Here is an 18266-nt window from a genome sequence, read left to right as displayed (position 1 = left end):
AATCACCTGTGTACCTCCGGCGCCAAGGTGATAGGCAGGCCGAAGGTGGGGAACAGTTCGGGGTCGTTGAAGGACACGATGCGCGAGATGCCAGTGGAGGTGATTGTGAGCACCTGAACCGCGTGGGGTCGGTAGAGACCGTCGTCGTGACGCCAGTAGGTCGCTACGGCGGGTTGATCGTTCGCGGTGATGAGGATCATCCGAATCGATGCGTGGACTGTGAAGACGTCCTTCTCCAGGAAGCGGGCTACAGCGGCGCGTCCGCAGAACCAGGTCAGGTTCGGCGGCATCTCCAGCGCCACGTCATCCCGCAGTACGGCCATAAGGGCAGTGATGTCAGCACCCTCGAAAGCCGAGACGTACTGGTCGAGCAGCGCACGCACCTGAGGATCGGTGGGGTCGGTCTGCTCGTCCTCGGTCGGCGCGACCCGCTGCAACTGAGCCCGTGCGCGTTGCAGCAAGCTGTTGACTGCGACGGTGGTGATGTCCAGCAGGTCGGCGACCTCAGCTGCCCGCCAGGCCAGCACGTCGCGCAGGATCAGTACGACACGCTGCTTGGCCGGCAGGTGCTGGAGGGCAGCGATGAGCGCAAGCCGGACGCTGTCCCGCGCCGCCACGATCACGGCCGGATCCGTAATTGGCTCGGCCCGCGGGCCTGGCAACGGCTGCACCCAGGCGGTCTCCACGGGCGCGATGGTCAACGGCCGCTCGGGATCGTCACTCGGCGCACCCAGGCCCGACGGCAGGAGACGTCGACTGCGGTGCTCCAGGGCGGACAGGCACACGTTGGTCGCGATCCGGTAGAGCCAGACGCGCAGCGAGGAACGTCCCTCGAAACGTCCGTACGAACGCCAGGCGCGCAGGTAGGTCTCCTGGACCAGGTCCTCGGCATCGTTGATCGATCCGAGCATCCGATAGCAATGGGAGAGCAGCTCCTGCCGGAACGGATCGATGCGCCGAGCAAACTCCTCGTCATCCGATCTGACCGCGATTTCTACTGCATCCACCCCCGAAGACCTCCCTCGCCATCGTCTGGAACCCGATCGGGGCGCTCCATGAATACAGACCGGCCTGACGGCCGAAAGTGATCGGTCAGGTCGTCATTGCGCCGGGAAGTTGCTCCACATCCACCTCTCCCGCGCGCTGCCGGGCGGGAGGTGCTGCACACTGGCCACGAGTGCGAGGCGCAGGCTCGAACGGGCCGCGACGACGTCGGCTGAATCCTCGCCCCATCGGCTTCATGCCGCGTTACACCTCCGGTGCATCGCCCGGCTGGCCGCTGGCGGTTGCGGGCCGGTAAGTGAGGCTCGCCAGGCCGGGATCGTGGCCTCGGCCTGCTCGCAGGAGTTCCCAGCGGTGACTCTCCTCACTGTCGCGGAAGAGGGCAGTGCCGCCGGAGACGAAGACCGGCACGATCGTGAGGGTCAACTCGTCGACGAGGCCCGCGTCCACGAGTGCCTGCCCGAAGCGACCGTGGCCATAGACCACGAGGTCGTTGCCACCGGCCTGCTTTAGTGCGCGGACCCCCTCGACAACCTCACCGGCGATGACAGTGGTGTTATCCCACTCCGCCTCGGCCAGGGTCGACGAGAACACATACTTAGGCATCCGGTTGAGGAAGTCGGCGTACGGACCTGTCGCGGTCGGCCACTGCCGCGCGAAGGTCTCGTACGTGCGCCGACCCATCAGGAACGCGTCACTCCGTTCGAGGGCGGCCAGCGAGTGTGCAGCACTTCCCGCCCCGAAGTATGGCCCGGCCCACGTCATGGGCTCACTGATGACTCCGTTGAGCGATACGAGAACGGACTGCACCAGTCGGCGGGTGTTGTTTTCAGTCATGACACAGAGACCGCGCAGAGCCGAAAAAGGAATCGGTCGAGTCGGGCCGCCTGGAACTGCTCTCAGTCGGAGGCTGTCGGATGATCGATCGGGAGGCGAACTGCAGGCGTGGAAGAAGCGGTGGGTGCGGTCGACGTCGCCGTGGACCGGGGCATTTTCAGATTAGCCGCTTCAGCCGGTACGGCGGCGTGCGGCCGGGCCGGGACGCGGTACGGCGTCGCGCGGGGATGAAAGGCTGTGGCCGGACTCGCAGCGTAGCTCGGCGTGGACGTCGGAGTCACAGTCGCGGTGGGCGATGGTGAGGGGCGAGCCTCCGTCGCCGACCAGGTACTTGTCACCCCAGTCGCGGATCGCGATCAGGAGTGGATAGAGGTCGAAACCCTTCTCGGTCAAGCGGTACTCGTAGCGCTGACGCGAGCCCGGTTCGCGGTACGGGACCCGGTGGAGGATGTCGTGTTCGACGAGATTCGCCAACCGGTTGGACAGGACTTGCCGGGGGATCGCGGTGCGGATCCGCAGGTCGTCGAAGCGACGGATGCCGTTGAACACCTCGCGCAGCACCACCACCGTCCACCGATCACCGAGGATCTCCATCGCCCGGCCGATCGGGCAGTTGTCCACGGACCAGTCGAGGGCGTTGTTCGTCGCCGTCGTACCACTCATGCAGGGCATTGTAGTGATCGCTAGGTCTCATTGACAGACTCAGGTAGGTGGTGTGAGGCTGGGTCCATGACTGAGACCCAGCTGCCGATCCGCAGCCGTACGTTTTCCTGGGCCGATCCGACACTGACGGCAGCGAGGGTTGGATCCACTTCGGGGCTCGAGATGCTGCAGGCTATGCGTGACGGCGACATCCCGCCGCCGCCGATCCTGCAAATGGTCGGTGGGACTGGCTTCGAGGTCCAGGAGGGCCACATCACGGTCTTCATGCCGGCGGCGGAGTTCCACTACAACCCGCTCGGAACCGTCCATGGCGGGATCATCGCGACGCTACTCGACACCGCGGCCGGGTGCACGGTCCACTCCACGCTTCCGGCCGGTGTCGGCTACACGTCACTCGACCTGATGACCCGCTTCCTGAAGCCGGTCACCGTTGCCTCAGGCACTCTCCGCTGCGAAGGCGCTATCATCACCCGGGGCCGCCGCACCGCCGCTGCCGAAGCCCGCCTCCTGGACGAGCGTGGCACACTCCTTGCCCACGCGACGTCAACCTGCCTGATCTTCGACATCCCCACCCCTTGAGCTGTCCACTGCGTTGGCGGCGCCCAGATCCAGGCAGGTGACGTACGGGTGTTGGAGTCGTGGACGCGTTCGCCGTCGTTGCGGGCGGGTCTGGCGCAGCGGGCCCGGATCGTGTCGCTAGCCGGTGACGGTGTACCGGTGAAGGACATCGTGGCGCGGGTCGGGGTGTCCAAGCCGACGGTGATCGGGTGGAAGAAGCGTTACGCGGCCGAGGGTCTGGGTGGGCTGGACGACCGGCCGAAGGCGGGCCGGCCGGCCACGGTCGATGAGGTGGCGGTGGTGCTGGCGACGTTGGAGCCGCCGCCGGAACGCCTCGGGGTGACGCACTGGTCGTCGCGGCTGCTGGCCGACCATCTCGGCGGGATCTCGCATGTGTGGGTCGGCAAGATCTGGAAGAGGTGGGGCCTGCAGCCGTGGCGGGTCGAGACGTTCAAGTTCTCCACCGACCCCGAGCTGGAGGCCAAGGTCCGTGATGTCGTCGGCCTGTACCTGAACCCGCCCGACACCGCGATCGTGTTGTCGATCGACGAGAAATCCCAGATCCAGGCCCTGGACCGGACCGCGCCGATCCTGCCGCTGCGCCCCGGGCTGCCCGAGAAGCGCAGCCACGACTACCGCCGCAACGGCACCACCACACTGTTCGCCGCGCTCGAGATCGCCACCGGCAGAGTCGTCGACGCGTGCATGCCCAGGCACCGCCACCAGGAGTTCCTGCGGTTCCTCCAGCAGGTCGCGAAGGCCTACCCACGCAAGAAGCTGCACATCGTGGTCGACAACTACGCCAGCCACCAGCACCCCCAGGTCCGCGCGTGGCTGGCGAAGAACCCGCGGATCCAGCTGCACTTCACCCCGACCAGCGGCTCCTGGCTCAACATGGTCGAGATCTTCTTCGGCATCATCACCCGCCAGGCCATCCGGCGCGGCACCTTCACCTCAGTCCGCGACCTGACCGACGCCATCCGAGCCTTCATCGACGGCTGGAACGACCGCTGCCAACCCTTCATCTGGACCAAAACCGCCGACGACCTCCTCGACCACTGCAAACCCGGTCAAAGAACATCGTTTACGCGACACTAGGTCGGTGATCGAGTCGCACTCCCCGGTCGCGTACTCCGGGTGGCCACATGAGCCCGGACGGGGCGGCTCGAGCGATCACCGCAGCGTGCGTGGTGGCGTCGCGATCGCTCGGACGACGCCCGCGTTCAACATCGAGAAGCTCACTACCCACAACACCCTTCACGAAGGCGGCTCGGAGTCCATTGCCCCGGTCAGTGAGACGCGGGACACAGTTGCATCAGGATGCTACGAAGTTCGTATAATCTGAGCTTCAGACGAGGATGTCGGGGACCCATCATCACAGAGAAGGGACAGGTCATGATCTTGGCTATCGGGCCGATGCGGGGTACCCGGTTCGCGTCGTACCGTGGCGCGCGCTACAGACTCTGTCATTGGCCCGTTCCTCCCTACTGAGTTCGGTCTTCCTCTGGGTCTACGCGACGCACACTGATCAGGCGGACCCCCAGGTCTCGGATCCTGGCCAGCAGCCCGTGCAGCGCCGACTGATCGGCGAATCTACCCAAGATGACTGTCTGCCTGTCATCGCTCCTGACGTTGAGGTCCTCGAACCAGCTCGGGTCGAGGACACCCTCGATACGGATCTCGTAGCCGATGGGGGATTCCACGTCGCTCATTTCCGATCGCCCGCTTTCTGGACAGCCGGGCCCACGGATCGGCGCCGCGAGTTGAGCGTCTTTGTGTTGGATGGTTCGGGACTGTGGGCGAGGCTGACTGCTGTCAATTTGGGCCCCCCGTCGGTGAGCGTCTTCGACAGCCGGCACGTTACGAAGACCCGTGGGGTCGAGGCATCACCCAAAGGTGCGTTGGGGGTGGAATCTTCCGTGGTCCGCAGCTGGCAGAATCTGGCATGGGAGCGGGCGCAGCTCAGTCCAGCGGTTGGCCCGGTCGTTAGGATCATGGCGATAGGGGATCCTGGGTGCAGCGAGCGGTAGGTCACCGATGACGAAGCGTCCCGCGGCGAACTCGTCCGAGGCCGCCGCGTACGAGCGAGACATCCTGCTGGCCACCAAGCTGCATCCGCCCCGCCCGCAGCCCGGCTTCGTTCCGCGACCGCGGTTGCTGGCCAGCCTTGACGACGCCCTCACCCGCGGCCTCGTGCTGGTCTGCGCTCCGGCTGGATTCGGCAAGACGGCCCTGCTGGCGGACTGGATCCGACGCGATCGGCGGCCGGTCGCCTGGCTGTCGCTCGACGCCGGCGACAGCGACCCCGCGAGATTCTGGCGCCATGCCGCCGCAGCCCTGGACCAGGCGCGTCCCGGGGTCGCAGAGCGGCTCATGCCGCTCCTCGAACCACCCCCAACCTCCTTCGAGGGGCTGGTGTCGGCGCTGATCAACGAGCTGGTCGCGCAGCCCGCCGATGACGAGCTGCTGCTGGTCCTCGACGACTACCACCTGATCGACTCGGCGCCGGTGCATGCGTCACTGATGTTCCTGCTCGAGCATCTGCCTCCGGGATTTCACCTGGTGCTGGCCAGCCGGGCCGACCCACCGCTGGCCCTCGCGCGGCTGCGAGCCCGCGGGCAGCTCGCCGAGGTGCGCGTCGCCGACCTGCACTTCACCGCCGAGGAGGCCGCGGCCCTGCTCCTCGAGACGGTGGGTTCCGAGTTGCCCGAGTCCGCTGTGGCGGCACTGTCGGCACGGACCGAGGGGTGGGCGGCCGGACTCCATCTGGCGGCCCTATCGCTTCGAGGCCAGGCCGACGTCACCGGCTTCGTCACGACGTTCAGCGGGAGCCACCGCTACGTGCTGGACTACCTGGGCGAGGAAGTGCTGGAACGCCAATCGGAACAGGTACGAGCGTTCCTGCTGGAGACCTCGGTTCTGGAGCGGCTGTCCGGCGAACTGTGCGATGCGGTCACCGGCCGAACCGATGGCCAGGCGATGCTTGAGAGGGTCGAAGCCGCCGGCTTGTTCTTAGTACCCCTGGACGAGGTACGCGGCTGGTGGCGCTACCACCACCTGTTCGCCGACCTGCTCCGGGCCCGCCAGCGGCAGGAGCAGCCCGAGCGGGTCGCGGCGCTGCATCGAAACGCGGCTGGCTGGCATGAGCAGCACGGTCTGGCCGACGAAGCCGTACGCCACGCGGTGGCCGCTGGGGAGATGACCTGGGCGGCTCGGCTCATCGAGCAGCACTTCGACGCACTGTTCTATCTGCGGGGCGAGGGCGTCACCGTGCAACGGTGGCTCGCGGCGCTCCCCGATCAGCTGATTCGGTCCCGCCCCCGGCTGCTGCTGGCACAGGCGGCGATGGCGGATGCCAGCGGCCACGTGGGGGCGGTCGACGGGTTGCTGGATGCCGCGGAGGCCGCATCCGCGGGTCCGGCCGACGAGCCGTACGAGCCGTCGGCGGGCAAGGCCGCGAGCCTGCTGGTGAATGTCCCCGCGACCATCGCGATCTTCCGTGCCTATCTCGCCGAGCTCCGCGGTGACGCCGAGGCCACGGCCGCGTACGCCTCGCAGGCCCAGGCCGAGGTCGGTCGGGACGAGTCGATGCTGGGGTTCATCACCCAGGGGCATCTGGCCACGGCCGACTGGCTCCGAGGCCGACTGGAGGACGCCGAACGCGCGCTGTCGGCGAGCATCGACCAGTGGCGGTCGGCCGGGCACCGCAACCAGGTCGGCTGGGGGAGCCACCACCTGGCCCAGGTTCAGCGGGCACTGGGTCGACTGGACGCCGCGCAGGAAACCTACCGGCAGACGTTAGCCGTCACTGAAGTGACCGGCCGGCCAACCCTGCCCGCGGCCGGCATCGCGTACGCCGGACTGGCCGAGGTGGCTTACCAGCGCAACGACCTCGATACGGCTCGACGCTTTATCACCGACGGCATCGCGCTGTGCCGGCAGTTCACGTACACACCGCCGCTGGCGACCGCCCTCGCGACGTTGGCCTGGATCCGACAGGCCGACGGCGATACGGACGGCGCTCTGGAGGCGATGGGCGAGGCTGAGGGGGTGTCACCGGGCCCCGCGGTGGCGGATCTGCTCAACCCGGTCCCGGCGCACCGGGCGCGGCTGCTGCTGGCGCAGGGCGACGTCGCCGCGGCCGAGCGCTGGACGCGCGAGCGCGGTCTCGACGCCGTTGACGAGCCGGACTACCCCAAGGAGCTCGGACATCTCGTACTAGCGCGCGTCCTGCTCGCGAAGGACCTCGCCGACCAGGCCCTCCCGCTACTGGATCGGCTCCTCGCCGTGGCGAAGGCTCAACGCCGGATCGCGAGCGTCATCGAGCTGCGCGCGTTGCGGGCCCTGGCTTTCGCTGCTCAGGGCGACGCCGCCGCGGTGGACGCGCTGGCCGAGGCGCTCACCTTGGGCGGGTCCGAAGGCTACGTTCGGGTTTTCGTCGACGAGGGCGCGCCCATGCGGGACTTGCTCGACCGGCTGGTCGCGGCGCAGCGGAGTGAACACGCCGTGGCCCGCGCCGTCCCGCTCGACTACCTGGCTCGGCTGTTGCGTGCGTTCGACGAGAACGACACCGAGCCGGCCTCCGGGCGGGCCGCCGCGGCGATCCCGGGGCTGATCGGGTCGCTGACCGCTCGCGAGGTGGAGGTCCTCGGCCTGATGGCCGCCGGCAGGTCCAACCGGCGCATCGCCGACGAGCTGGTTATCACCCTGGACACCGTGAAGAAGCACGTCAGTCACATCCTCGACAAGCTGGGGGCCTCCAACCGTACGGCGGCCGTGACCCGCGGACGGCAGCTCGGGCTGATCGACTAGGCGCGTACGCTCTGCCGGGTTGGCACCGTCGTGCCCCGTCGGCCCCGAAAGATTCCACCCCACGAGCACCTTCGGGTGACGTTCGCGGCCGGAGTCGGCTCCTACCGTCCTCGGCATGACTGCAACAACCGTTGAACCTTCCTTTCTCGCGACCCGCCGAGGCAAGCTCACACTGGCTCTGCTGGCCGCGGTCGCCTTCCTCGACTTCATCGACGCGTCGATCGTCAACGTTGCGCTGCCCGAGATCAGGGACAATCTCGACTTCTCGGTGCAGAACCTGCAGTGGGTGCTCAGCGGCTACCTGCTCACCTACGGCGGCTTCATGCTCCTGGGCGGGCGGGCCGCCGATCTGCTGGGCCGCCGTCGCGTTCTCGTCGCCGGTACGACACTGTTCGCGATCTCGTCATTTGTCGGCGGGTTCGCCGGCAGCGCCGAGGTCCTGGTCGGTGCCCGCCTCGCGCAGGGACTCGGCGCCGCGATGATGCTGCCGGCCGCGCTTTCGCTCTTGACGACGCTGTTCCAGGAGGGCAAGGACCGCAACACGGCGCTCGGTGTGTGGGGTGGCGTGGCCGGCCTCGCCTCGGCCGTAGGTGTGTTCCTCGGTGGCGTGCTGACCGAAGGACCCGGCTGGCGGTGGGTGCTGTTCGTCAACCCGCCGATCGCCGTGCTCCTCCTGGGTGCGATCTTCTGGCTGCTCCCCGGTGAACGACGCCGTGCGCCGCTCGTCAACTTCGACATCGTCGGTACGGCCCTCGCTACCGGCGGGACTCTCCTCCTCGTGTACGCGCTGGTGAAGGCACCCGACCAGGGCTGGGACTCGGGCCGTACGATCGGCGAGCTCGCCGGGGCCTTTGCGCTGTTGGTCGCGTTCGTCGTCAACGAGCAGCGCAGCAAGAACCCGCTCGTACCGCTGTCGATCTTCCGCGTACGAGGCCTCGCGGCCGCCAACGTTACCCAGTTGATCGCTCTCGCGGGATTCCTGTCTATGTTCTTCTTCCTCACCCTGTACATGCAGAACGTGCTGGGCTACTCCCCGCTCGAGACCGGCGCCGCCTACCTCCCGCTCACTGCCGGTGTCGCCGTGTCGGCGGGCATCTCCTCGCAGTTGCTCGCCCGTATCGGCACGCGACCGGTGGCCTTCGTTGGTTCGATAGTCGCGGCCGGCGGTCTGTACCTGCTCTCGCGCCTGCCCGTCGACGGCTCGTACCTTGCCGACCTGCTCCCCGGTCTGATGGTCGTGTCGATCGGCCTCGGTGCCGTGTTCGTCGCCATCACCACGGCCGCGAACGCCGGTGTCTCCGCCGACAAGGCCGGACTCGCCGCCGCGCTTCTCAACGCCTCCCAGCAGGTCGGCGGCGCGCTCGGGCTCGCGATCCTCTCGGCGATCGCCACGTCGCGCACCAACCACCTGCTCGACCAGCGCACACCGGTGGCCGACGCGCTCACCTCGGGCTTCCACCGCGCACTGCTGGCCGGCAGCATCTTCGTGGCCGCCGCCGCGATCATCGCACTGCGCACCAGCAACACCCGCGGCGAGACAGAGGAACCCAACCCGGAGCCAGAGGCCCCGCTCGAGCCGGTGGCCCAAGCCGCTTGACCTAGCCGCTGCACACGCAGCCGTCCCCGCCACCGACCACCTAGAGGAGACAAGATGCCCAACGTCGATGCCTGGCATCAACGGACCCCGCACAGCGGCGACGTCGACTTCACCATGATGCACATCGCGCACGACGCGTTCACGCGCGACCTGCAGCGCATGGCATCCGCATGCGAACGCGGCCAAGCCCTCACCCCCGGCACGCTGGCCGATTGGGCGATGTTCACCAAGCAACTGCACATCCACCACACCACCGAAGACATCTCGCTCTGGCCGAAGCTGCGCGCGGCGGTCTCCGCGCCGGCGGAAACGGCCATCCTCAACGCGATGGAAGCAGAGCACGGCCAGATCGACCCACAGCTCGAACGCGTCGACGCAGCGATCGCCGCCCGCGACGAGACCGGCCTGGCCGACAGCATCCACACCCTGGCCGCGGCCCTGGCCGCCCACATGCGGCACGAGGAGAACGAAGCACTGCCGTTGATCGCGAGGTATCTCGGTCCAGCCGGGTGGGCCGAGTTCGGCCAAGACATCCGAAAGACGCAAGGTGGCCTCCGTGGCGGCGCGGAGTACCTCCCGTGGGTGCTCGATGACGCACCCCCGACCGCTCGGGCCAGAGTCCTCCGACAGCTCCCGGCACCAGCCCGGCTCCTCTACCACCTTGTCTGGGCGCCGAAATACCACCGCACCCCGCGATGGGACACCACCCCAGCCGGCTCGGCCGAATCGCTGCCGAACGGTGACCGGTGAGGATGGAGAGGAACATGCGCGAGCTTGAACTGTCGGCCGGGACGATCCAGTACGAGGACACCGGCGATCACAGACCCGCCGTCGTATTGCTGCACGGGCTCATGATGGACGCGTCGCTGTGGGCGACGTGATCGCAGACCTCGCCGCCGACCACAGGTGCGTGGCGCCCGTGCTTCCGCTCGGCGCGCGCCGACATGCGATGCGCGCCGACGCTGACCACAACCACCTCGGAAAGCCAGTCTCTCCATGCCAACGATGAAGTCGGTGCAGACCGGCGCACCTGGCACCACCGGGCTCGGAGCCGCGGCCGAGCAGAATCCGGCCGCGCGTGGCCGACGCCCGGTGCCACCCGCGGTGTGGCAAGTGGTGCGTGAGCTGCTACTGCTCGGGTCGATGTACGTCGTCTACAGCATCGGGCGGATCTACGCCGCCGCCCACAGCGCCGCGGCGCTCGACAACGCACACCGGCTGATCGGCTGGGAACGCGCACTGGGACTGCCGAACGAGGCCCACCTGCAACACGCCTTCCTGCAGGTCCCGCACACGGCGCAGGCCGCGAACACGTTCTACGCCTGGGTGCATTTCCCGCTCACCGCGGCAGTCCTGATCTGGCTGTCGATACGGAGACCGGCGGCCTACAAAGGCGTGAGGTCGACGCTGATGGCGCTCACCGGGCTGGCCCTGGTCGGGCACACAGTGTTCCCGCTGGCACCGCCGCGGATGCTGCCGCAACTGGGCTGGGTCGACACCGGGATCAAGTTCGGCCAGTCGGTGTACGGGCCGAACAGCGACAGCGGGATGGCCAACCAGTTCGCCGCGATGCCGAGCCTGCACGTCGGCTGGGCCGCGCTGATAGCGATCGTGACGATCACGGTCACCCGCAGCAAGTGGCGCTGGCTATGGCTCGCCCACCCGGTCATCACCTTCGCCGTCGTCATCCTGACCGCCAACCACTACTGGCTCGACGGCCTGGTCGCACTCACCCTGCTCACCTGCTGCCTGCTGCTGGCCAGCGCCAGATATCGGTGGCGCGGCATCGAACCACTTCAGAAAGAGAGTCTCACCACGCCGACGATGAAATCTGTGCAGACCGGCGCACCCGACGCGACCTTTCTGCACACGAGCGGCGGGCCGCTCGGTCCCGGCGGGCAGATGACCGCAGTGCCTCTGGGCCACGAGCCAGCCGGCGAGATCGTCGAGATCGGAGCTGTGATGAACGAGAGCTTGATGGCGGAGACTGCGCTCATCCGAGGCGGCCAGCTGCCGGTCCCGACCGTGGCGTTCGTTCTGCAGGGGGGCGGCAGCCTGGCCGCCGGCCAGGTCGGGATGCTGCATGCACTGCTCGAGGCAGGGATCCGCCCCGACCTGGTGGTCGGATCCTCCGCCGGCGCCCTCAACGCTGTGGCCTTCGCGCAGAATCCGACCGAAGCCGGACTCGACGAACTCCAGGAGCTCTGGGCGCGGATCCGGCGCAGCGACATCTTCCCATTCAGCCCGCGCCACCTGGTCCACGGACTGACCGGACGCCGCAGCGGCCTGGTCCCGCCCGATCGCCTGCGCGCCCTGCTGGCCAGGCACATTGTCATCAGCCGCCTCGAGGACGCGGTGATCCCGGTCCGCGTCGTCACCACCGACGCCGCCACTGGCCATCCGGCCGTGCTGTCGACCGGTCCCGCTCTACCCGCACTGCTCGCCAGTGCTGCGCTACCCGGCATCTTCCCGCCGGTCGAACTCGGCGGACGGTGGCTCATCGACGGCGGCGTGGCCGCCGACACACCGATCCTGCAGGCCGAAGAATCGGGCGCCACAACCAGCTACGTGCTGCCGATGGGGTCGGCCGGCCCGACCCGGCCCGCCCAAGGGGCGGTGAACAACGCGTTCCTGGCGACCCGACAGATGCTCAGCCGGATCACTGCCGACGATGTCGCCATGGCCCGCGGCCAGGTCCACCTTCTTCCGTCACCGGTGACCGCGAGCGTGAGCCCGATGGACTTCCGCAGCAGCAGACAACTCATCCGTGACGCATACGACACCACCAGATCATGGCTGACGGCACACGCGGCAGCTGCCTGAGCCACCGACCGGCACTTGGCAGCGCCTCGCGACGCCACGATTGCGCCTATCAGTTGGCGACACCCCGCCCATTGGCCGTCACCGTGGCCACCGGACGCGTCGTCGTACTCTGCACCTGCAATGCGCCTTCCCGCTTCGGCCATTCTGAGTCTTAGACACACCCAGAATCCCTTGCAGGTTAGGCACTTCTCTGCATCTACGACGCGTGTCGACCCCCGCCCCCCGGTTCGTGAGACGGTCTGCCGGGTCGCCAAGACCCCGCCGTACAAGCTGGGTCGGCCGTTCACGACGTGGAGCCTCGCGAAGCTGGTCGAGTACCTGGCCGAGCACAAGCGCATCGCCATCAGCGTCGAGTCGGTGCGTCAGATCCTGCGCAAGGCCGGCATCAGGTGGCAGGCGACCAAGACCTGGAAGGCCAGCCGGGACCCGGACTTCGCGGCGAAGATGGCCCGTGTCCTCGATCTCTACGACCATCCACCGGCCGACGCCCCGGGTGATCTGCGCCGACGAGTTCGGCCCGTTGAACCTCCAGCCCAGGCCCGGCCGGGGGTGGTTCCCCACCCGACGCCCGGCCCGGCTGCGCGCCACCTACAACCGGACCGGCGGGGTGCGGCACATGTTCGCCGCGCTGGATCTGGCCACCGGGCAGATGTTCTACCGGTTCCGCGACCGCAAACGCTTCACCGAGTTCCTCGCGTTCCTCAAACAACTCCGCGCCCGGTTCCCGGGCGGGAAGCTGTACGTCGTGTGCGACAACTACTCGCCGCACAAGAAGGCCGAGGTCACCAATTGGTGCCGGACCAACGGCATAGAGCTGGTGTTCACCCCGAGCAACGCGTCGTGGCTGAACTGGATCGAGTGCGAATTCACCGCGCTGCGCTCCTTTACCCTCGACGGCAGCGACTACCCCAGCCACGCTGCTCAGGAGAACGCGATCGCCGGCTGCGTCCGCTGGCGCAACAAGCACGCCAAGCCCAAGCGGCACTTCGCCGTCGACTCCAAGATCCGCCGACCCGATTACCTACCCAACTGTGGCGGACCATGCAAACTTGCAACGCGAACCCCAGCCGCGAGTGATCACAACGGCGTTTGCCGATCAACCGGCGGTCCTCGTCGTCGAGGAAGAAGAACCGCTCCAGCTTCGGACGGCTCGGCTCCAGGTGGAATGCCCCGTACGACTCGGCCTGCTCATCAGTCAAGAACTCCACCGGCACGGCGAAACCGTAGCGTCAGGCGGTTGACCAGCGAATCTGGAGATTAGCGCCAACGGCTGTACCGCTGCCACTCAACCCCGGCATCCTGCGCTTCTTCGCCGACTCACCGCCAACCCCCTGGCGGATCCTCACCTGACGAGGCTCCCGCCTGTGAGTGTCAGGGGAGGGTGACCGGGGTCAGGTGCGGGCGTTTGGCGGTCCGGCCGTCGGCGGTGGAGCGACCTCGAAGGCGACGGTAGGCCCAGGGGGTGACGAAGGAGGCTATCCAGGCGAGCTCGGTGCGGGTGGCTTGCCAGGGTGTCGGGCGGGCTTGGGGTTCCAGCGGGAGGGTCCAGGCGTCGTCGCTGCCAGGCAGACCGAACAGGTGGCTCATCGCGGCGGCGATACGGGCATGACCAAGTGGGCTGGCGTGCAGACGATCCGTGCTCCACATTCTCGGGTCGGTGGCGAACGCGTGCGGGTAGGTGTCGGCCACCAGTACGCCGTGCCTGTCCGCGGCGGCTGTGATCCGGGCGTTGAACTCGATCACGCGGGGTCGCAGGCGCTTGGCGAGCGGCGCGATCTTCCCGATGTCAGGCAGCGTGACCGTGGCGACCACCGCACCGGCGGCCGTGAGAGCTGCGAAGATCTCCTCGAGGTCCGCGACGACCTCGGCAGCGCGGAAGCCCGGCCGGATCAGGTCGTTCATCCCGCCCAACACGGTTGCGATGTCGGGCTCCAGGGCCAGGGCCGGCTCCAGTTGCCCAGCCCGGATCTTGGCGGTTCCGAGGCCACGGATCGCGAGATTGGCGTACTGCAGGCCCGGGTTCGCCTCAGCCAGCTGATCGGCCAGCCGGTCGGCCCAACCCCGATAGCCGGCGCTCCCGTCCCAGTCGCCGAGCCCCTCCGTCTGGCTGTCGCCCAAGGCAACATAGCGCTGGTAAGTCATGACGTTCCCCTCCGTTGGCGTAGCACTTCGGCGGTCGTGGTCGACCAGTCGCGCACGACCTGCTGGAACCGGATGCCGCCCAGGCAGGTCAGGTAAGGCCCGATCTGCTCACCCCGCCGCAGAAAGGTCTGCTCGTCGAGGTCGCCGCGCAGCCGGAGCAGGATCTGGCCGAAGAGTTCGAGTTTGGCTGACGCCTCCGCGGCCCGCTCCTCGAGCTGGGCTATCACCGGTTCCGGATCGAGCTGGTCGATCACCTGGATCTTGACCAGCAGGTCGTCGCGGAACGACAGCGGCTTGGAATCCGCCGCCGCGAACTTCGCCAGCTCCTCGAGCCCGGCCGGCGTCACGGTGAACACCCGCTTGTTCGGCCGGTCTAGTTGGACCACCTCGCGGCCGCTGATCAACCCGGCCTGCTCGAGCCGGGTCAGCTCGGAGTACAGCTGCTGTGGTGAGGCGGACCAGAAGTTCGCCACCCCGACATCGAAGGCCTTGGCCAGCTGGTAGCCGCTGTACTCCTCGTCGCACAACGCTGCCAGCACTGCGTGCCGAAGACCCATGAGCGTTCCCTACCCAAGAAATTGACTAGTCATGACTATGACTAGGGATATCGACGTCCGTCAAGCGGGCCGATTTCTTTACTTGTCACAACAAATGGCAGAGGTGGCTGACTACGTAGCCGCTCAGGACCGGTACGACGACCAGATGAACTACCGCCGGAGTGGCCGCAGTGGCCTGCAACTGCGGGCGATCTCGCTCGGGCTGCTGCACCGTCGCCACGCTCCAACCGATGGCCGAGGGCGGCGATGCCACACCGCTGAGCCGGACAGCCGTCGTCCACGACATTGAGAGCTGGCGGGCGCTGAACGAGAACAGGAACTGGGTACCGGGTACTGGGTACTGGGCGCCGGCCGCAGCTGTGCGACCTTGTTTAACGAGACCTGGGCATTGGCCACAGTGATGGGCGAGCGCCGGACACCGCGCCGTACCCCGCGACCGCGGCGCGGTGCCGGATCGAGGACTTCGTCCGGGACGAGCTCGTTCCAGCCATCTGCTCCGCGCGGCCGACCGCTGACTACTCCACCGCAACATGCCCGGAAACGCCGCCTGAGGCCAGCACGATCGCAAGCACCTGAGGGCCCGCAAGATTCGTAACGCTGACCGGTGGATGTGTCAGGTGAAGCTGCCGGCAGCAAGGCTGCGCTCGAATGCGTCTACCTCGCCTCGCTGGCCGGCGGACCAGCGAGGCGAAGCATGTCCTTACCGGAACGCGTGAATGTGGCGCCGGGCCCAGTCGTCGAAGGTGCGCGGTGCGCGGCCCAGGATCTGCTCCGTGTGCGGGCTGATCCGCTGCTCTGCCGGGGTAGGTTCGCCGAGGATGGCCAGGGTCCCGTCGACCACCGGCTCGGGCATGAATCGCACCATCTGCGTGCGAGCCTCCTCACGGGTCTGGTCGACGAACCGGACCGGCTGGCCCAGCGCCTCGGGCCATCAAACCGATGACGGCGAGCCCGATGGCCGCCAGGGGAGAGTCGCTTGAACTCCACGTCGGTTGAAAATCGGACACCAGCCTCCGGGTCGATCCCCAATCTCGAGGCGGGTAATCGCCGTCGCTGCCCTTCCGCGCGCAGCGCCGACCACCGGATACACACGCCCCGAACAGCGGTCCGCTGCGGTCCGACCAGCTCCCGTCGGTTGGCTCTGGATGGAAGCCGGCCGGCTGGACCTACTGCACGCGACAGGCCATACGAGTGGCGGCGTGGCAATCGTCGGCGACGGCCAGGCCGGATTGGCCACTGCCTCATCGCCGCGTGCGAGCAGGCATCGCACCCGGCGAAGACTTCGTCAGCGATTGACGCAATCAGCATCCTTGCGACCACTCCTGCGCTGTGCGTCGGCCAACGGAGACGTTCGGCTCACGCCCCTTATGGATTGCAGGTCAGCCTACGTCGGCTGATCGCAGGTTGTGCCTGTCCAACCAGGCGGAGATGGCGGCGGCGATCGCGTCTGGCTGGTCCTCAGGCGTGTGATGGCCTCCGGCTCCGCACTTTTCGATCTCGAGATTGGCCATGTTGGTGAGGCACCAGTCGATCAGCTCTGGAGTCAGCATCGCGCCCGGGTCGAAGGTGAGTAGAAGCTTGGGCACGTCGGCGCTTTGTGCCAGCCACTCGTCATAACGTTCGATCCGGGCAACGACCTCGGCTGGCTCCCCTCCCAGCGGCATCGCGCGCGCCCATTGCAGAATCGGTTGACGGCTTTCGCGAGTAGGGTAGGGCTTGCGGTAGGCATCGAGGTCTTTCTCGCTGAGGCCGCTGTCGATGCTGCCGGGCAGGACCTGTTCGATGAACAGGTTGTCGTGAAGAATCATGGCCTCGCCGACGCCAACGGTCTTGAGCGCTTGGAACAGCTCGCGGCCGCCTTCGGGAAACTCCTGCCAGGTCATCGGCTTCACGATCGTCTCGGTGAATGCGACGCCTCGGACTCGTCCGGGATGGCGGGCGGCCCAGTCGAAGGCCAAGGCGCCGCCCCAGTCGTGGCCGATCAGTACCACGCTGTCGAGGCCGAGGGCGTCGAACCAGGCGTCGAGATACCGGGCGTGGTCAGCGAACGTGTATTCGATGTCCGGTTTTCCGGAGTCGCCCATGCCGATCAGGTCTGGTGCAAGGAGCCGCCCGGGGTCGCCGACCGCCGGCATGATGTTGCGCCACAGGTAGGAGGATGTGGGGTTGCCGTGCAGGAAGACGATCGGCACTCCGGTGCCGACCTCTCGGTAGAAGATCGTCGAATCCAGAACGTGTTCGGTGGGCATGACAGGCCTCTCAAATGGAAGGTAGAAACTGCCGAGCGCAACACATCAGCCGTGGAGGGGCATCACTCGGTCAGGAATCTGTCGGCCCGAGCCGACGCCCGGCAGCGCTTGCTCAGCGGAAGGCCGCGACGTTGCGCTTCGCCCAGTCAGCGAAAGTGCGGGGTGCGCGGCCGAGGACCTGCTCGACGTCGGGGCTGATCCGCTGCTCGGCGGCGTTGGGAGCACCCCAGACATCGAGGGTCGTCTCGATGACGGCCTCTGGCATGAACTGCAGCATCTGCGTGCGGGCCTGGTCGCGTGTCTGTTCGATGAACTGGATCGGTTCGCCGAGAGCCTCGCTGATCGCTTCGGCTCGTTGCCGCGGCGTGGTGAGGGCAGGCCCGGTCAATTCGTAGATCTGCCCAGCATGACCGCTGTCCTGCAGGGCGGCCGCAGCGACCTCGCCAATGTCTGCCGGGTCGATGCCCGGTACGCCGACGTCCCCGAATGGGGCGGCGATCGTCCGCTGGGCACGGACCGTCGCGATCCAGGCATATGCGTTGGAGTTGAAGTTGCTGGGTCGCAGGATCGTCCAGTCCATGTCTGATTGCCGGACAGCCTCCTCGAAGGACTGCATCATGCCTCCGTGGGATGCCGACTGGGGTCGGGTGACCACTCCGATGGAGGACAGCAGGACGATGCGGCCGACTCCGCTGGCTTTCGCGACATCGAGGATGTCCCGTGGGCTCAACAGGTGAGCGCTGGCACCGCCGTCGTGGAGGAACATCGCGTCAGCGCCATCCAAAATCGGCCGAAGACTCTCCGGGTCGGCCAGGTCTGCCTGGCGGTCTCGAACACCCTCCGGCACGGCCGCGTCCGACATCCGCCGGGACACCGCTGTCACCTCCTCGTCCGCCGCCTTGAGGGCCTCTACGAGCGGTCGACCAACGTTGCCGGTCGCTCCCGTCACTACGATCATGAATAACTCCAGTGCTAGTTCGGTGTGGTTGTGCACGCCCGGGAGGGCGAGAACGCCGCGGGCCGTAT

The 18266-nt window shown here is 67.5% G+C and carries 17 protein-coding genes and 3 pseudogenes; 9 read left to right on the top strand and 11 right to left on the bottom strand.

The features are described from left to right. Positions 1-2 precede the first annotated feature (2 nt). From EV648_RS40155 to EV648_RS40145, 3 genes are all read right to left on the bottom strand, one after another. Complete coding sequence (locus EV648_RS40155; protein WP_132301321.1) at positions 3-1007, bottom strand: sigma-70 family RNA polymerase sigma factor; 1005 nt, start codon at positions 1005-1007, stop codon at positions 3-5. A 241-nt stretch (positions 1008-1248) separates the two neighbouring features. Next, on the bottom strand, positions 1249-1839 hold the full coding sequence (locus EV648_RS40150; protein ID WP_132301319.1) for a dihydrofolate reductase family protein: 591 nt from the start codon (positions 1837-1839) through the stop codon (positions 1249-1251). Positions 1840-2010: 171 nt separating this feature from the next. Further along, positions 2011-2502 (bottom strand): helix-turn-helix domain-containing protein, encoded by a 492-nt coding sequence (locus EV648_RS40145; protein WP_132301317.1) that lies wholly within the window; start codon positions 2500-2502, stop codon positions 2011-2013. A 66-nt stretch (positions 2503-2568) separates the two neighbouring features. Between EV648_RS40145 and EV648_RS40140 the strand changes: the two genes are divergently transcribed. Together EV648_RS40140 and EV648_RS40135 are read left to right on the top strand one after the other, a co-directional pair. Then, a complete protein-coding gene (locus tag EV648_RS40140) occupies positions 2569-3081 on the top strand; it encodes a PaaI family thioesterase (RefSeq protein WP_132301315.1) in 513 nt (170 codons plus the stop codon). A gap of 27 nt (positions 3082-3108) precedes the next feature. Further along, positions 3109-4158 carry an IS630 family transposase gene (locus EV648_RS40135; protein WP_132301313.1) on the top strand — a complete coding sequence of 350 codons (1050 nt, stop codon included), beginning with the start codon at positions 3109-3111 and terminating at the stop codon, positions 4156-4158. Positions 4159-4544: 386 nt separating this feature from the next. On the opposite strand, the gene EV648_RS40130 is transcribed toward EV648_RS40135, so the two are convergent. After that, positions 4545-4772, bottom strand: a complete 228-nt coding sequence (locus tag EV648_RS40130; protein ID WP_199235107.1) for a hypothetical protein — start codon at positions 4770-4772, stop codon at positions 4545-4547. 325 nt (positions 4773-5097) lie between these two features. Here EV648_RS40130 and EV648_RS40125 point away from each other — a divergent pair, with 325 nt between their 5' ends. The 7 genes and pseudogenes from EV648_RS40125 to EV648_RS44585 all read left to right on the top strand — a co-directional run. After that, positions 5098-7872 (top strand): LuxR C-terminal-related transcriptional regulator, encoded by a 2775-nt coding sequence (locus tag EV648_RS40125; RefSeq protein WP_132301311.1) that lies wholly within the window; start codon positions 5098-5100, stop codon positions 7870-7872. A gap of 115 nt (positions 7873-7987) precedes the next feature. Continuing rightward, the gene (locus EV648_RS40120) at positions 7988-9469 is read left to right on the top strand and encodes an MFS transporter (protein ID WP_132301309.1); all 1482 of its coding nucleotides are present in this window, start codon (positions 7988-7990) and stop codon (positions 9467-9469) included. A 54-nt stretch (positions 9470-9523) separates the two neighbouring features. Next, positions 9524-10219 carry a hemerythrin domain-containing protein gene (locus EV648_RS40115; RefSeq protein ID WP_132301307.1) on the top strand — a complete coding sequence of 232 codons (696 nt, stop codon included), beginning with the start codon at positions 9524-9526 and terminating at the stop codon, positions 10217-10219. 14 nt (positions 10220-10233) lie between these two features. Beyond that, positions 10234-10350 carry an alpha/beta fold hydrolase gene (locus tag EV648_RS43595; RefSeq protein WP_199235106.1) on the top strand — a complete coding sequence of 39 codons (117 nt, stop codon included), beginning with the start codon at positions 10234-10236 and terminating at the stop codon, positions 10348-10350. Positions 10351-10474: 124 nt separating this feature from the next. Beyond that, positions 10475-12292 (top strand): phosphatase PAP2 family protein, encoded by a 1818-nt coding sequence (locus EV648_RS40105; protein WP_206751964.1) that lies wholly within the window; start codon positions 10475-10477, stop codon positions 12290-12292. Positions 12293-12412: 120 nt separating this feature from the next. After that, positions 12413-12664 (top strand): annotated as a pseudogene (locus EV648_RS44590) (hypothetical protein); the annotation flags it as partial. A 79-nt stretch (positions 12665-12743) separates the two neighbouring features. Then, positions 12744-13130: pseudogene (locus EV648_RS44585) on the top strand (transposase); the annotation flags it as partial. 196 nt (positions 13131-13326) lie between these two features. Here EV648_RS44585 and EV648_RS40095 read toward each other — a convergent pair. The 7 genes and pseudogenes from EV648_RS40095 to EV648_RS40065 all read right to left on the bottom strand — a co-directional run. Further along, positions 13327-13506 (bottom strand): annotated as a pseudogene (locus tag EV648_RS40095) (DUF4158 domain-containing protein); the annotation flags it as partial. A gap of 157 nt (positions 13507-13663) precedes the next feature. Next, positions 13664-14434, bottom strand: a complete 771-nt coding sequence (locus EV648_RS40090; protein ID WP_132301303.1) for an SGNH/GDSL hydrolase family protein — start codon at positions 14432-14434, stop codon at positions 13664-13666. Further along, on the bottom strand, positions 14431-14991 hold the full coding sequence (locus EV648_RS40085; RefSeq protein WP_132301301.1) for a PadR family transcriptional regulator: 561 nt from the start codon (positions 14989-14991) through the stop codon (positions 14431-14433). The genes EV648_RS40090 and EV648_RS40085 overlap by 4 nt, the downstream gene beginning before the upstream one ends. An 85-nt stretch (positions 14992-15076) precedes the next feature. Then, entirely contained in the window at positions 15077-15211 is a 135-nt protein-coding gene (locus tag EV648_RS45480; protein ID WP_370452773.1) for a hypothetical protein, read from the bottom strand. A 480-nt stretch (positions 15212-15691) separates the two neighbouring features. Then, a complete protein-coding gene (locus EV648_RS40075; RefSeq protein ID WP_199235105.1) occupies positions 15692-15844 on the bottom strand; it encodes a hypothetical protein in 153 nt (50 codons plus the stop codon). A 526-nt stretch (positions 15845-16370) separates the two neighbouring features. After that, the gene (locus EV648_RS40070) at positions 16371-17240 is read right to left on the bottom strand and encodes a haloalkane dehalogenase (protein ID WP_132301299.1); all 870 of its coding nucleotides are present in this window, start codon (positions 17238-17240) and stop codon (positions 16371-16373) included. Positions 17241-17352: 112 nt separating this feature from the next. Next, entirely contained in the window at positions 17353-18198 is an 846-nt protein-coding gene (locus EV648_RS40065) for an NAD(P)H-binding protein (protein ID WP_132301297.1), read from the bottom strand. Positions 18199-18266: the final 68 nt, after the last annotated feature.

Origin of the sequence: Kribbella sp. VKM Ac-2568, from assembly GCF_004345365.1 — a bacterium.
Taxonomy (GTDB): domain Bacteria; phylum Actinomycetota; class Actinomycetes; order Propionibacteriales; family Kribbellaceae; genus Kribbella; species Kribbella orskensis.
Note: the sequence above shows the minus strand (reverse complement) of the source record. Positions and strands in the feature narration are given on the sequence as shown.